The organism is Lentzea sp. NPDC042327 (assembly GCF_040647275.1).
Lineage (GTDB): Bacteria > Actinomycetota > Actinomycetes > Mycobacteriales > Pseudonocardiaceae > Lentzea.
On sequence record NZ_JBEZBX010000005.1, the window covers coordinates 402,250 to 416,799 of the forward strand.

14 protein-coding genes are annotated in these 14,550 nt (G+C 70.8%); 7 read left to right on the forward strand and 7 right to left on the reverse strand.

The genetic code is table 11. The features are described 5' to 3' along the window. Positions 1 to 35: 35 nt before the first annotated feature. Both AB0A63_RS15680 and AB0A63_RS15685 read left to right on the forward strand, forming a co-directional pair. A complete protein-coding gene (locus AB0A63_RS15680; RefSeq protein WP_360390856.1) occupies positions 36 to 563 on the forward strand; it encodes a YbhB/YbcL family Raf kinase inhibitor-like protein in 528 nt (175 codons plus the stop codon). A 104-nt stretch (positions 564 to 667) separates the two neighbouring features. After that, the gene (locus AB0A63_RS15685) at positions 668 to 2,038 is read left to right on the forward strand and encodes a mycothione reductase (protein ID WP_360390859.1); all 1,371 of its coding nucleotides are present in this window, start codon (positions 668 to 670) and stop codon (positions 2,036 to 2,038) included. Positions 2,039 to 2,134: 96 nt separating this feature from the next. On the opposite strand, the gene AB0A63_RS15690 is transcribed toward AB0A63_RS15685, so the two are convergent. Together AB0A63_RS15690 and AB0A63_RS15695 are read right to left on the reverse strand one after the other, a co-directional pair. Beyond that, entirely contained in the window at positions 2,135 to 2,539 is a 405-nt protein-coding gene (locus AB0A63_RS15690; protein WP_360390862.1) for a VOC family protein, read from the reverse strand. 54 nt (positions 2,540 to 2,593) lie between these two features. After that, complete coding sequence (locus AB0A63_RS15695) at positions 2,594 to 3,781, reverse strand: MFS transporter (RefSeq protein WP_360390865.1); 1,188 nt, start codon at positions 3,779 to 3,781, stop codon at positions 2,594 to 2,596. Positions 3,782 to 3,886: 105 nt separating this feature from the next. Between AB0A63_RS15695 and AB0A63_RS15700 the strand changes: the two genes are divergently transcribed. The 3 genes from AB0A63_RS15700 to AB0A63_RS15710 are packed head-to-tail and all read left to right on the forward strand — an operon-like array spanning position 3,887 to position 6,799. Continuing rightward, complete coding sequence (locus tag AB0A63_RS15700) at positions 3,887 to 4,558, forward strand: FadR/GntR family transcriptional regulator (RefSeq protein WP_360390867.1); 672 nt, start codon at positions 3,887 to 3,889, stop codon at positions 4,556 to 4,558. A 43-nt stretch (positions 4,559 to 4,601) separates the two neighbouring features. After that, positions 4,602 to 5,705: an epoxide hydrolase family protein gene (locus AB0A63_RS15705; RefSeq protein WP_360390870.1), complete on the forward strand. Its 1,104-nt coding sequence runs from the start codon at positions 4,602 to 4,604 to the stop codon at positions 5,703 to 5,705. Further along, positions 5,702 to 6,799, forward strand: coding sequence for a winged helix DNA-binding domain-containing protein (locus AB0A63_RS15710; protein ID WP_360390873.1), 1,098 nt, complete (start codon positions 5,702 to 5,704; stop codon positions 6,797 to 6,799). The genes AB0A63_RS15705 and AB0A63_RS15710 overlap by 4 nt, the downstream gene beginning before the upstream one ends. Here AB0A63_RS15710 and AB0A63_RS15715 read toward each other — a convergent pair. Beyond that, complete coding sequence (locus AB0A63_RS15715; RefSeq protein WP_360390876.1) at positions 6,774 to 7,673, reverse strand: LysR family transcriptional regulator; 900 nt, start codon at positions 7,671 to 7,673, stop codon at positions 6,774 to 6,776. The genes AB0A63_RS15710 and AB0A63_RS15715 overlap by 26 nt on opposite strands. A gap of 73 nt (positions 7,674 to 7,746) precedes the next feature. Here AB0A63_RS15715 and AB0A63_RS15720 point away from each other — a divergent pair, with 73 nt between their 5' ends. Continuing rightward, on the forward strand, positions 7,747 to 8,640 hold the full coding sequence (locus AB0A63_RS15720) for an EamA family transporter (RefSeq protein ID WP_360390878.1): 894 nt from the start codon (positions 7,747 to 7,749) through the stop codon (positions 8,638 to 8,640). Here AB0A63_RS15720 and AB0A63_RS15725 read toward each other — a convergent pair. Next, a complete protein-coding gene (locus AB0A63_RS15725; RefSeq protein ID WP_360391494.1) occupies positions 8,564 to 10,063 on the reverse strand; it encodes a cobyric acid synthase in 1,500 nt (499 codons plus the stop codon). The genes AB0A63_RS15720 and AB0A63_RS15725 overlap by 77 nt on opposite strands. Before the next feature lie 46 nt (positions 10,064 to 10,109). Between AB0A63_RS15725 and AB0A63_RS15730 the strand changes: the two genes are divergently transcribed. After that, complete coding sequence (locus AB0A63_RS15730) at positions 10,110 to 10,772, forward strand: hypothetical protein (RefSeq protein WP_360390880.1); 663 nt, start codon at positions 10,110 to 10,112, stop codon at positions 10,770 to 10,772. Here AB0A63_RS15730 and map read toward each other — a convergent pair. From map to AB0A63_RS15745, 3 genes are all read right to left on the reverse strand, one after another. Further along, positions 10,759 to 11,616 (reverse strand): type I methionyl aminopeptidase, encoded by an 858-nt coding sequence (gene map, locus AB0A63_RS15735; RefSeq protein ID WP_360390883.1) that lies wholly within the window; start codon positions 11,614 to 11,616, stop codon positions 10,759 to 10,761. The genes AB0A63_RS15730 and map overlap by 14 nt on opposite strands. 117 nt (positions 11,617 to 11,733) lie before the next feature. Next, a complete protein-coding gene (locus tag AB0A63_RS15740; protein ID WP_360390886.1) occupies positions 11,734 to 13,518 on the reverse strand; it encodes a penicillin-binding transpeptidase domain-containing protein in 1,785 nt (594 codons plus the stop codon). A gap of 19 nt (positions 13,519 to 13,537) precedes the next feature. Continuing rightward, on the reverse strand, positions 13,538 to 14,389 hold the full coding sequence (locus tag AB0A63_RS15745) for a GNAT family N-acetyltransferase (protein ID WP_360390888.1): 852 nt from the start codon (positions 14,387 to 14,389) through the stop codon (positions 13,538 to 13,540). Between the last annotated feature and the right edge of the window lie 161 nt (positions 14,390 to 14,550).

Here is a 14,550-nt window from a genome sequence, read left to right on the forward strand (position 1 = left end):
TAAGGTCGAAATGATCACAAAGAGGAGGAGTTCCGATGAGCCTTGAGCGTCCAGTCGCTCCCGACCCCTACGCCCTGCTCCCCGCGGTCGGCACGTTCTCCGTCACGTCCGCAGACGTCCGCGACGGCGAACAGCTCCCCGACGCCCAGGTGTTCGAGGGCGGCAACACCTCGCCGCAGCTCTCCTGGTCCGGTTTCCCGGCCGAGACCCGCAGCTTCGTCGTCACCTGCTTCGACCCGGACGCCCCGACCCCGTCGGGTTTCTGGCACTGGGTGGCCGTCAACCTCCCGGCCTCGACCACCTCGCTGGACACCGGCGCCGGCGAGTCCGACGCCACGCTGCCCGGTGACGCGTTCCACGTCCGCTCCGACTACGGCACCCGCGCGTTCGGCGGTGCCGCCCCGCCCAAGGGCGACCACCCGCACCGCTACTTCTTCGTGGTGCACGCGGTCGACGTCGACGCCCTCGACGTGGACTCCGACGCCTCCCCCGCGGTGGTGAGCTTCAACCTCGCGTTCCACACGCTGGCGCGCGCGATCATCACGCCCACCTACCAGCACTGACCTGGTCCGGCCGTGCCCGGTGCGCCCGCGGGCGGGCCGGGCACCGTCGTGCGGCGGGCCCCGTCTCGGGAACACCGGTCCCCGAACAATGGTTGGATCGTCACGTGAGGCACTTCGACCTGGTCATCATCGGCACCGGCTCCGGCAACTCGATCCCGAACGACGCCATGGCGGACTGGCAGATCGCCATCCTCGAAAAGGGCACGTTCGGCGGCACCTGCCTGAACGTCGGCTGCATCCCGACGAAGATGTTCGTCCACACCGCCGACCAGGCCGCGGCGCCTGCCAACGCGAAGAAGCTCGGCGTGGACGCGCACCTGGACGCCGTGCACTGGCCGGAGATCCGCGACCGGATCTTCGGCCGGATCGACCCGATCTCGCAGGGCGGCCGGAACTGGCGGGCCAACGAGAACGCCAACGTCACCGTCTACGAGGGCACGGCGCGGTTCATCGACGCGCACACGATCGACACCGGCACCGGCGAGACCATCACCGCCGACCGGATCGTCATCGCGGCGGGGTCGCGGCCCACCACCCCCGACATCGCGGACCTCGACACGACCGGGTTCCACACCAGCGACACCGTCATGCGGCTGGACGAGCTGCCCGAGAGCCTCATCATCGTGGGCAGCGGGTTCATCGCCTCCGAGTTCGCGCACGTCTTCAGCAGCTTCGGCGTGCGGGTCACGGTGATCGCGCGGAGCAACCTGCTGCTGCGGCACGAGGACCTGGAGGTCGCCGAGCGGTTCACCGAGGTCGCGAAGACCAAGTGGGACGTGCGGTTGCAGCGCAAGACCACGCGCGCCGAGAAGACCGCCACCGGGGTGCGGCTGCACCTCGAAGGACCCGACGGCGAGGAGACCGTGGAGGCGCAGCAGCTCCTCGTCGCGGTCGGCCGGCAGCCCAACACCGACCTGCTCGACGCGGGCAAGGCGGTCGAGCTGCACGAGGACGGCCGGGTCAAGGTCGACGAGTTCCAGCGCACCAGCCAGCCGCACATCCTGGCGCTGGGCGACATCAGCTCGGACTACCAGCTCAAGCACGTCGCCAACCACGAGGCGAAGGTCGTGCAGCACAACCTGCTGCACCCGGACGAGCCGATCGCGAGCGACCACCGGTTCGTGCCGGCCGCGGTGTTCTCCAGCCCGCAGATCGCGAGCGTCGGGCTCACCGAGGAGCAGGCCAAGGCCCAGGGCATCCGGTACGTCACCGCGAGCCAGGCCTACGCGAGCATCGCGTACGGGTGGGCGATGGAGGACCGGACGGGCTTCGCGAAGCTGCTCGCCGACCCGGCCACCGGGCAGTTGCTCGGCGCGCACATCATCGGGCCGCAGGCCTCGACGGTGATCCAGCCGCTCATCCAGGCGATGAGCTTCGGCCTGGACGCGAAGACCATGGCGCGCGGGCAGTACTGGATCCACCCGGCGATGCCGGAGCTCGTGGAAAACGCACTCCTCAACCTGCCTCTGGACTGAAGCAAGCCCTTCCAACGGCGCCACGCCACGCCGACTCCCCTGCTGCTAACGGCATCTGCAAGTACCAGTACTTGCAGATGCCAGCGGAGCAAGGGGTTAGGACTGTTGGACGCGCACGGTGTTGCCGGCCGGGTCGCGGAACACGCAGTCACGGGCGCCCCAGGGCTGCGAGGTCGGTTCCTGCACCACGTCTGCGCCGCCCGCCTGGAGCTTGTCGAACACGCCGTCCAGGTCCGGGGTCGCGAGCGTGATGTACGCGTAGCTCCCCGCCGCCATCATCTCCGCGATCGCGGTGCGGTGGGCGTCGGTGAGGCCGTCGGCCATGGCGGGCGGTTCGAGCACGACCGACGACGCGGAACCGGCGGGTGCGACGGTGATCCAGCGGTGCGCGCCCTGACCGACGTCCAGGCGGACCTCCCAGCCGAGCAGGTCGCGGTAGAACGCGAGCGAGGCGTCCGGGTCGGTGTGCGGCAGGAACGTGGCGTGAATGGTGATGTCCATGCTGGCAACGCTATGAGCAGCGCGAACGCCGTGCTTCTCGATTCCTGACCGAAGCTAGACGTAACGGGGACGGCCGGCGACCCAGCCGAGCGCCGTCAGCGCGGCGAGCAGGACGAGCTGCAGCACCAGCGACACCGTCCACGACCCCGTGGCGTCGCGCAGCAGGCCGAACGCGAACGGCCCGGAGGCCGCGATGAGGTAGCCGAGGCTCTGGGCCATCGCCGACAGCCGCGCGGTGTCCGTCGTTGACTTCGTGCGCAGCGACATCATCAGCAGCGCCAACGGGAACATGCCCATGCCGAACCCGATCAGCACCATCCACAGGCCGGGGGCGGCGGCCGGTGCCACGAGCATCCCGAGGATTCCCGCGAACGACAGCACGCCCAGCACCAGCACCATCGGGCCCTGGCTGGAGAACCGGGCGGCGATCGGCGGCACGAACAGGCTCACCGGCACGCTCAGCAGCATCGAGACCGCGAGCAGCAGGCCGGCGGTGTTCCGGTCCACGCCGGCGTCGACGAGCATCGCGGGCAGCCAGCCCATGACGGTGTAGGCGAACAGCGACTGCAGGCCGAAGAACACGGTGATGACCCACGCGAGCGGGCTGCGCAGCAACGAGCGCTTCTCCGCCGGGGTCGCCGGCTTCACGACCGTGGCGGAGGAACCGTGCCGGGCCGCGGCGGACCAGACGAGCACCGCGCCCAGCGACAGCAGCGCCCACGAGCCGACCGCGAGGCGCCACGAGCCGAGGAGGTCCTCCAGCCGGGGCGTGAGCGCCGCGGCGAGTGCGGCACCCGCGGCGAGCGTTCCGGTGTACACGCCGGTGAGCAGGCCGACGCGGTCCGGGAACGACGCCTTCACCACCACGGGGATCAGCACGTTGGAGACCGCGATGCCCGCGCACGCGATGAAGGTGCCACCCAGCACGACCCACGGGCCGTCGACCACGCGCAGCACCAGGCCGAGCGTGAGCACCCCCAGTGACAGCCCGATCGCGCGGGCCATGCCGAGGCGGCGGCTGAGCCACGGCGCCGCGAACGCCGCGAAGCCGAAGCACAGCGCCGGAACGGCCGTCAGCGCGCTGGTCCACGCGGCGGAAACGCCGAGGGCGGCGCGGACGTCGCCGAGTACCGAGGCCAGACTGGTGACCGCTGGGCGGAGATTCGCCGCCGCGAGGGCGACCCCGACCGCGAGGAGCGTGGACCCGACCAGCGGAACGTGACGATTCTTGACGACCGTCACCCTGCGACCCCGATCGGTGGCAGTCTGTGCGGCACTAGTCGTCTGCTGGATCGTCACGCGCACCACTATCGCAGACATGGGATGTTCGGATGAAAGGATGACGCTGTGCCGTTGGCCACTACCCGACGGACGGGCCTCGTCGACCAGGTGATCGAGCAGATGAGAGGTGCGATCACCAGCGGCGAATGGCCCGTCGGGCAGCGCATCCCGCCCGAGCCCGAGCTGGTCACGGCGCTCGGGGTGGGTCGGAACACGGTTCGCGAGGCCGTGCGGGCGCTGTCGCACGCAGGCCTGCTGGAGGTGCGGCAGGGCGACGGCACGTTCGTCCGCGCCACCAGCGAGATCTCCGGCGCCGTGCGCCGGATGTGCGGAACGGAGCTGAAGGAGGTCCTCCAGGTCCGCAGGACGCTGGAGGTCGAGGGCGCACGACTGGCCGCCAAGCACCGCACCGACGCCGAGCTGGCACAGCTCACCGAGCTGCTGCGCCGGCGCGACGCGGCGATGGAGGCGCAGGAGTGGGCGGAGGTCGTCGAGCACGACACCGCGTTCCACGTGCTGCTCGTGCGGTGCTCGCACAACACGCTTCTAGCCGAGCTCTACCAGGGCTTGACCGAGGCGGTCAAAGCTTCGGTGGCGGCCTCTGTGGACACCAGCCAGCCCGGTCGTGACCAGGTGTCGCACACCGGGCTGCTGCACGCGGTCCGCGACGGTGACCAGGAGAAGGCGGCGATCGAGGCGGGCGGGTTCTTCGAGGAGCTGATCGAGAAGTTCTGCTGAACGCGGACAGCACCTGTCCGCACGAGCTCATAGCGTGGGGGCCATGGAGATCGCGCCGTTCCGACTCGAGATCCCGCAGGCCGAGGTCGACGACCTCCGCTCCCGGCTGGCGAACACCCGCTGGCCGGAGGACGACCTGCCGGGCGTCGGCTGGTCCTACGGCATCCCGCTGAGCTACCTGCGACCGCTCGCCGACTACTGGGCCGACGGGTTCGACTGGCGTGCGCAGGAGGCGCGGATCAACGCCCACCCGCAGTTCACGACGGAGATCAGCGGGCAGCGCATCCACTTCCTGCACGTCCGCTCGCAGAACCCGGACGCGCTGCCGCTGCTGCTGGTGCACGGCTGGCCCGGCTCGTTCGTCGAGTTCCTGGACGTCATCGAGCCGCTCTCGCGGGACTTCCACCTGGTCATCCCCTCCATCCCCGGCTTCGGCTGCTCCGGGCCGGTGAAGAAGCCCGGCTGGAACGTGCTGCGCATCTCGTGGGCGTTCGCGAAGCTCATGGAGGGCCTCGGCTACGACCGCTACGGCACCCAGGGCGGCGACTGGGGCTCCGGCATCGCGCAGGAGATCGGCCGCGTCTTCCCCGAGCAGGTCGTCGGCGTGCACGTGAACATGCTGCAGACCTTCCGGCCGCAGGGCGTCAACGACCTCTCACCGGAGGAGCTCGGGGCGCTGGAGTCGCTCGACCACTACCAGAAGGAGCTTTCCGGCTACATGCACCAGCAGCGCACCCGCCCGCGGACGCTGGCCTACGGCCTGACCGACTCCCCCGTCGGCCAGCTGGCGTGGATCGCCGAGAAGTTCCACGACTGGACCGACAACGACGGCACGCCCGAGAGCGCCGTCGCGCGCGACCACGTCCTCACGAACGTCTCGCTCTACTGGTTCTCCCGCACGGCCGGCAGCTCCGCCGCCCTCTACAAGGAGCAGGCCGCGTCCTGGGGCAACCAGCAACCCACCACGGTGCCGACCGGCGTGGCCGTCTTCCCTCACGACATCAGCCGGCCGGTGCGGTCGCTCGCGGAGAAGATGATCCCGACGATCGTGCACTGGACCGAGTTCGACCGCGGCGGGCACTTCGCCGCGATGGAGGAACCGGACCTGCTGGTCCAAGACATCAGGAAGTTCTTCGGCTCACTGTGACCACTCTTTCGAACCGCACGCTCAACCGGACGCTGCTCCAGCGGCAGCTGCTGCTGGAACGCACCGACATGCCGATCGTGGCCGCCGTCGAGCACCTCGGCGGACTGCAGGCCCAGGCCCCGATCCCGCCCTACCTCGCCCTGTGGACCCGGCTCAAGCCGTACAGGGTCGACGCGCTGAGCAAGCTCATCATCGACCGCTCGCTGGTGCGGATGACGTTGTGGCGCGGCACATTGCACCTGATCTCGGCGGATGACGTCCACCTCATGCGCACGGCGTTGCAGCCGGAGCTGAACAAGTGGGCGAAGATCGTGATGCCGCCCGCCACCCGCGTCGAGATCGACCTCGAGAAGCTGGCCCGCATCACCCGCGAGTACATCGACACCGAACCGCGCACGGTCGCGGAGATCGGTGCCCACCTGGAGGAGCACTTCCCCGAGGCCAGGGCGCGCGAGCTGTCCACCCAGGCGCAGATGCTGGTGCCGATGGTCCAGGTGCCCCCGCGCGGCATCTGGGGCGTCGGCGGGGTGCCGCAGAACGTCGCGATGGCCACCTGGCTCGGCCGGGAGCTGCCCTCGTCGGCCAACGTGCCCGAGCTGATCAAGCGCTACCTGCGCGCGTTCGGCCCGGCGACGCTCGCGGACGTGCAGGCGTGGTCGCGGCTGATCGGGCTCAAGGCGCACGCCGCCGGCCTCGACCTCGTGGAGTACGAGAACGAGGACGGCAAGGTCCTCTACGACGTGCCGGACGGCGTGATCGTCCCCGCGGACACCCCCGCACCCGCCCGGCTGCTGCCCGCGTTCGACAACGTCCTGCTGGGCCACGCCGACCGCACCCGGATCATGAGCGAGGAGGCCCGCTCCCGCTGGGGCGCGGTGCGCAACGGGGTGTTCCCGCCGACGTTCCTGGTCGACGGGTTCCTGCGCGGCACGTGGAACGTGGTGGAGACCAGGGACACCGCGACGCTGACGATCGAGCCGTACTTCAGGACCACCAAGAAGGACCTGGCCGGCGTGGAGCGGGAGGCGAAGGCGGTGCTGAAGGTGATGGCGCCAGGGAAGGAGCACGTCATCGAGCAGCGGCAACCTGCCTGAGCACGTCGAGCGCCGCGGTGATCGCCGGGCGGCGCGAGGCCTGCGTGCGCCAGATCGCGTAGAGCGTGCGGGTGGGGGCGGGCCGCATCGGGACCGCCCGCACGTTCTCCGGCACGACCCCCCTGCCCAGCCGCGGGATCAGCGCGACCCCGATCCCCTTGCTCAGCAACGCGAACTGCGTCTGGTACTCGCTGACCCGGTAGGCCAGCTCCGGTTCGATGCCCGCGCCGTGGAACGTCCGCACCAGCCAGTCGAAGCAGATCGCCCCCTCCGGCTGGCACATCCACCGCTCGCCCGCCAGGTCGGCGGGCTCCAGGAACTCCTTGTCCGCCAACGGGTTCGACGCCGGCACCAGCACCTCGGCGAGGTCTTCGCACAGCGCCACCCGCGACAACGAGTCCGGCACCGGCAGCGGCGTGTTCTCCCAGTCGTGCACGACCGCCAGGTCGAGCTCTCCGCGTGCCACGGCCTCGGTCGCGAGCGGCGGGTCGATCTCCTTCATCCGCACGTCCAGCGCGGGGTGCTGCTCGGCGAGACCGACCAGGACGTCCGGCAGCACCCCGCGCGCCGCCGTGGCGAACGCGCCGATGCACAGCCGGCCGACCGCGGCACCGCGGTGCTCCTCCAGCGCCACCTCGGCCTCTTCGACGAGCTTCAGCACCTGCCCGGCCGTGTCGGCCAGCAGCAGCGCGGCGTCCGTCAGCGCCACCCCGCGGCCACGCCGTTCGAGCAACGTCGTGCGCGTCTCGCGTTCGAGCTTCGCGATCTGCTGGGAGACCGCGGACGGCGTGTAGCCGAGCACGTCGGCGGCCTCGCCGACGGTCCCGTAGGTCGCGACGGCGTGCAGGGCCCGCAGGCGTCCGAGATCGAGCATGTAGCGATGCTAAACCCAATACCCCACGACTTGGAACTGGTGCTAAACAGTCGTGCGGCGCACGCTGGGCAGCGTGAACCCACGCCACGTCCTGCTCGCCGTGCTGGTCGCCGCCATCTGGGGCTTCAACTTCGTCGTGCTCAAGGTGGGTCTCGACGAGTTCCCGCCGATCCTGTTCTCCGCGCTGCGCTTCCTCGCCGCGGCGGTGCCGGCGATCTTCTTCGTGGGCCGGCCGAGCGTCGCGTGGAAGTGGGTGGTGGCGGTCGGGCTTGTGCTCGGCGTCGCGAAGTTCAGCTTCCTGTTCATCGGCCTGCACGCGGGCATGCCCGGCGGGTTGTCGAGCCTGGTGCTGCAGAGCCAGGTGATCTTCACGGCGGTGTTCGCGGCGGTCGTGCTGCGCGAGCGGCCCAGACCCGTGCAGGTCACCGGCATCGCGCTCGCGGTGGCGGGCATGGGGATCATCGCGTGGGACTACGGGCTGTCGTCACCGCTGCTCGGGTTCGTGCTGGTGATCGCGGCCGCGGCGTGCTGGGGCGTGTCCAACGTGCTGATGCGCTACGCGCGGCCCGCGGACACGTTGCGGTTCATGGTGTGGGTGAGCGCGGTGGCGGTGCTGCCGCTGTTCGCGCTGTCGGCGCTCACCGAGGACATGAGCGCGCTGGGCCGCATGGACTGGGCGGGCGTGGGCGCGATCGGGTACGTCGCGTGGGTCTCGACGCTGCTCGGGTTCGGGATCTGGGGGTTCCTGCTGCGCCGCTACGAGTCGTCCGTCGTCGCGCCGTTCTCGTTGCTGGTGCCGGTGTTCGGGATGTTCTCGGCGTGGGCGTTCCTGGGCGAGGACCTGACGGCCGTCCGCGCGGCGGCCGGTGGGCTGGTGCTGGCGGGGCTCGCTATCCCGCAGCTGGTGGGGCGCCGGGCGGCACGAACGGCAGTCCCGCCGGAACCCCTCGTTCCAGCAGGTCGGTGACGGCCTTCGTGTCGAGGTGGTCGGCGACCAGGTCGCCCAGCAGGTCGAGCTGGGCCTCGCGGGCGGCCTGGAAGCTCACCTCGCCCGGCACGAAGTCGCGCCCGGAGCGTTCCGCCGCCCACCGCAGGAACCGGCGGCGGAACCCGTCGTTCTCCAGCAGGCCGTGCCAGTGCGTGCCCAGGACGCGGTCGGTCTCGGCGCCCTCGTCACCGACGAGCGGGCGTTCCCCGCTGCGCACGACCTGGCCGTGGTGGATCTCGTAGCCCGTGACCAGCTCGCCCCACGCCACGTCCGACGGCCTGGCCAGGGTCTTGCGCGCGGCGAAGCGGACGTCGACGTCGAGCAGGCCGAGCCCGTCGACCGCACCGTCACCGGACTCGACGTCGTCCTCGATGCGCCGGGACAGCATCTGGAACCCGCCGCAGATGCCGAGGACCGGGCCGTCGAACCGCGAGACCGCCTCGGCCAGGCCCGTTTCCCGCAACCAGCGCAGGTCCGACACGGTCGCCTTGGAACCGGGCAGCACCACCAGGTCCGCGTCCGCCAGCCGGGACGGCTCGGTGACGAACCGCACGGACACACCGGGTTCGCAGGCCAGCGCTTCGACGTCGGTGGCGTTCGAGATGCGCGGCAGCCTGACCACCGCGACCCGCAGCCAGTCGCGCACCGGTGGCAGCGGCCGGCCGATCACGCCGTCCGCGGTGTAGGACAGCGAGTCCTCCGCGTCGAGCCACAGCTCCTCCCGCCACGGCAGCACGCCCAGCACCGGCCGCCCGGTGAGGTGGCGGAGCTGGTGCAGCCCGGGTTCGAGCAGGCGCGGGTCGCCGCGGAACTTGTTCACCACGAACCCCGCGACCAGCGCCTGGTCCGCCGCGTCCAGCACCGCCACCGTGCCGAAGAGGTGAGCGAGGACACCACCGCGGTCGATGTCACCGACGACGAGCACGGGCAGCCCGGCGCGGGTGGCCAGGCCCATGTTCGCGATGTCGTTGCGGCGCAGGTTGATCTCGGCCGGTGAGCCCGCGCCCTCGCAGACCACGACCTCGTGGTCGCGCCGCAGTCCGTCCAAAGTGGACAGCACGGTGCCGAGCAGCTCCTGCTTGCGCTCCCGGTAGCTCAGCGCCGAGACCTCGCCCCGCGCCTCGCCGAGCACCACCACCTGGGACGTGCGGTCGCTGCCCGGCTTCAGCAGCACGGGGTTGAAGCGCACGCTCGGCTCCTTGAACGCCGCCCGCGCCTGCACCGCCTGCGCACGGCCGATCTCGCCGCCGTCGAGCGTGACGAACGAGTTGTTGGACATGTTCTGCGCCTTGAACGGCACGACGTCGACCCCCTGCCGCGCCAGGAACCGGCACAGTCCGGCGACCAGGACGCTCTTGCCCGCGTCCGAGGTCGTCCCACAGATCAACATCGCACCCCGCATGGACGCCAATGCTGCCATCATCACGAGCATGGTCACCGTCGTGCTCATGCACAGCCCTTTCCTAGGCCCGTCGAGCATGCGTCCGCTCGCCGACGAACTGGCCTCAGACGGGGTGGCGGTGCTCCTGGTGGACCTGCAGATGACGGTGAACGAGGCCCCGGTGCACCAGCGGCTGATCGGCGCGTTCGCGGACGCGCTGGAGGACTCGGGCGTCGCCGGACCGCTGGTGCTGGTCGGGCACAGCGGCGCAGGGCCGTTGCTGCCGGGGTTCGCCGACGCGCTGGAGACCGAGGTGGCGGGCCTGGTGTTCCTCGACTCCGACCTGCCGACGCCGGGCAGGGCGTGGCGCGACACCGTCGACCCGGCGCTGGTCAGCCAGGTCAAGGCGTCGGTGCGCGACGGCAAGCTGCCCCGCTGGGACCGCTGGTTCGACACCGACCCGCTGACGCTGGTGCCCGCTGAGCTGCGCGGGGAGATGCGTGACGAGGCGCCCGAGGTGGCGTGGGAGTTCCTGAAGGAGCAGCGGCCGGTCGTGGAGTGGGACGGACCGTGCGGGTACGTGCTGCTGTCGGCGGTCTACGAGGACGCGGCGGACGCGGCCGAGAAGCTCGGCTGGCCGGTCGAGCGCGTCGAGTCGCACCACCTGGCGGCCGCGACGTCGCCCTCGGCGGTCGCGGCCGCGCTCAAGGCCGTCCTCAGCAGACTGTGAGGATCTCCGAGCCGGTCTCGGTGACGACGATGGTGTGCTCGAACTGGGCGGTCCAGCTCTTGTCCTGGGTGGTGACGGTCCAGCCGTCGTCCCACATGTCGTGCTCGAAGCCGCCGAGCGTGATCATCGGCTCGATCGTGAACGTCATGCCCGGTTCGAGCACGGTCTTCATCGACGGCTCGTCGTAGTGCAGCACCACGAGGCCGCTGTGGAAGTCGCGGCCGATGCCGTGGCCGGTGAAGTCGCGGACCACGCCGTAGCCGAAGCGGTTCGCGTACGCCTCGATGACGCGGCCGATGACGTTGATCTCCCGGCCCGGCTTCACGGCCTTGATCGCGCGCATGGTCGCCTCGTGCGTGCGCTCGACGAGCAGCTTGGCCTCCTCGGAGACGTCGCCCGCGAGGAAGGTCGCGTTCGTGTCGCCGTGCACGCCGCCGATGAACGCCGTCACGTCGATGTTCACGATGTCGCCGTCCTCGACCACCGTCGAGTCCGGGATGCCGTGGCAGATGACCTCGTTCAGCGAGGTGCAGCACGACTTCGGGAAGCCCCGGTAGCCCAGCGTCGAGGGGTACGCGCCGTTGTCGCACAGGAACTCGTGCGCCACCGCGTCGATCTCGTCCGTCGTGACGCCGGGGACGACGACCTTGCCGGCCTCCTGCAGCGCCTGGGCGGCGAGCCTGCCCGCGACCCGCATGGCCTCGATGATCTCCGGCGTCTGCACCCACGGGTCGTTGCCGCGCGTCGGCGCGGGCTTGTCGACGTACTCGGGGCGCACGATGCGCGACGGCACCGGACGACGTGGAGATTGCACACCGGGTTGCAGCGGAGCACGAACAGCCATGGTCTCCACCCTACTGGGCGACGACGGAACCGCCTCGGACCTGGTCCTGCACGTGCGGCCTCAGCCGTTCCGCGTGGAGCAGGCGTTCCCGCAGCGCGGAGAGGTCGTCAGGGCTCATCACGGCACAGCCTTGAGGAACCGCGCAGCGACGTCCACCGCCGGGGTGGAGGTCTCCCCGCTGAGCACCAGGGTCGCGAACGCGAGATCACCCCGGTATCCCATGAACCACCCGTGTGAGTGCACGCCGTCGCCGAACTGGGCGGTACCGGTCTTGCCCCGCACGTCCCCGTACGGCTTGAGCTGTGGTGCGGTGCCGTAGTCGACGACCTCGCGCATCATCTGCCGCACCGGGTCGAGCGCCGTGGGCGGGGCGGGCTGCTTGTCGGCCTTCGTCTCCTTGCCGCGCACCAGCTGCGGCGTCGGCATGGACCCCTTCACGATGGACGCGGACACCAGCGCCATGCCGAACGGCGAGGCCAGCACCTTGCCCTGGCCGAACGCGTCCTCCGCGCGTTCCACGACGTCCTGCGCCGGCGGCAGCGACCCGGTGATCGTGGTGAGGCCCTGGATGTCGAAGTCGACGCCCAGGCCGAGCGACAGCGCGGTGTTCGTGAGCAGGTCGGCCGGCATGTCGACGGCGAGCTGCGCGAAAGTGGTGTTGCAGGAGAACGCGAACGCCGAGCGCAGCGGGATGGTGCCCTTCTCGAACTCGTTCGAGTTCGGCACGACCCGGCGGCCCGCGATGGTGGTCTTGCCGGGGCACGGCAGCGGGGTGTCGGCGGTGGCCTGACCGGACTGGACAGCGGCGAGCGCCGTCACGGCCTTGAACGTCGACCCCGGCGGGAAGCGGCCGGTCAGCGCCAGCGCCCCCTGCGCGTCGGCGGCCTCGTTCTGCGCGACGGCCAGGACGTCACCGGTGGACGGCTGGAGCGCGACGAGCATCGTGGGCTGCTGCAGCGGCTCGACGGCGTCCTCCGCGGCGGTCTGCACGATCCGCGACAGCGCGGTGCCGATCGCCTTCGCCGGCTCGGGTGCCTGCTGGTGCAGCTCGTCGACCTCGGCGCCCTGCGCGTTGACCGTGGCGACGCGGAAGCCGGTGTGGCCCGCGATCTCGTCCTCGACGGCCTTGCGGATCGCGGGCAGCACCTGCGAACCGAACGTGCGGCTGGGTGCGAGCAGTGAGGTCTGCGAGCTGAACCGCACGCCGGGCAGCTCGTAGATCTTCGGCTTCACGGACTGGTAGTCCGGGTCCCGCAGCGCCGCGACCTGGTAGGCCTGCCCCTCCGGCGTCTTGGCTGCGCCGTCGGTGATGGACTGCTGGGTGATCGCCTTGTCGAGCGGGTTCAGCGCCTCCCCCAGCGCCCTCGCGACGGCGGCGACGTCACCGGCCTCCTTGGGCACCAGCAGCACCGACACGACCCGTTCCGGCGAGAGCAGCGGCGTCCCGTCGCGGTCGAGCACCGGCGCGGGGTCGGGCCTGAGCTCGGTGAGCTTGACGGTCTGCTGTGGAGCGAGCTTGGGATGCGGCACCGACGTGGCCCAGCGCACCTTCCAGGCGTCGCCCTCCCGCCGGACCTCGAACTTCGTCGGGTACGACCAGTGCCGCCCCTTGCCGAGGTCCCAGTCGAGCGAGACCGACGCCTCGGCCGCCGTGTCGCCGTTGTTGCGGATCTGGTCGACCTTGCTGGTCAGCTTCTCCGGCTTGAGCGCACCGCGGAACTTCTCCAGGGTCTCCTTGGCGTCGGCGGGGTTGTCGGTCAGGTTCGCCGCGCCCTGCACGTCACCGGAGGCGAGCTTGCCCAGGAAGTCGCCGGTGATCTCCGGAGCGCCGGGTTCGTCCTCGAACAGCCCGCAGCCGCTCACCGCCACCAGGACCGCCGTGGTCATCGCCAGAAGTCGCACGGCCGCGAGTATGCCCGTTTCAGAAGAGGACCGTGGCGTACTGCCCGACCTGTTCGAACCCGATCCGCCGGTAGGCGGCCTGCGCCACGTGGTTGTAGCCGTTGACGTAGAGGCTCGCCGTGCGGTCCAGGTGGTGCACGAGCCGGCTGGCCACCGCCGCCGTTCCCGCCGTTCCGAGCCCCTCACCCCGCCGTTCCGGTCGCACCCAGACCCCCTGGATCTGCCCGACCCGCTTCGACATGGCCCCGATCTCGGCCTTGAAGACGACCTCGCCGCCCTCGAACCGGGCGAACGCCCTCCCCGCCGCGATCAGCTCGCTCACGCGGGCCCGGTAGCCCGCGCCGCCGTCCTCCGCGCACGGGTCGATGCCGACCTCTTCGATGAACATGGCGATCGCGGCCGGCAGGTACCGGTTGAGCTCGCTGGGCCTGACCTGCCGCACCATCGGGTCCGGCGCGACGTCGGGGGTCCGGCTGAGCGCCATCAGCGGCTGGTCACCGCGCACCTCGCGGGCCGGTCCCCAGTCGCCCTGCAGCTCGTCCCACAGCGTCAGCACCTGCTCGGCCGGTCCGACCAGGCTGGAGCACATGCGGCCCCTCCTGCGCGCCCGGTCCGCGAACATGCGGATGGCGCTGGGGCTGCCCCGCAGCGGGATGAGGTTCGGCCCGGAGAAGCACAGGCCGTCGACCTTGCCGCGCATCGGCCGGGCGTCCGACCCCCACATCTCGCCCCCGAGGCGCCACGGGTCGAGACCGGCGGTCTCCACCCTTGCCGCGACCATGCACGCGGCCACGGGGTCGCTGTCGAGCACCCCGCGCACGTCGATCAGGTCGCGCTCGTCGAGCACGCGCGCTCCGGCCAGCCTCAGCACGTCATCCAGCGTGCCAGATTTGCCGCGCGCGTGGGATCAGCCAACAGTGCGGCCTGATCGTGACTGACCGCACTGCGAGTACCCCCAACTCATGATCATTCCGCTCATGACCACACCCAACTAGTTCGACGATCGCCGAACTGGTTGGGTGCGGTTACGAG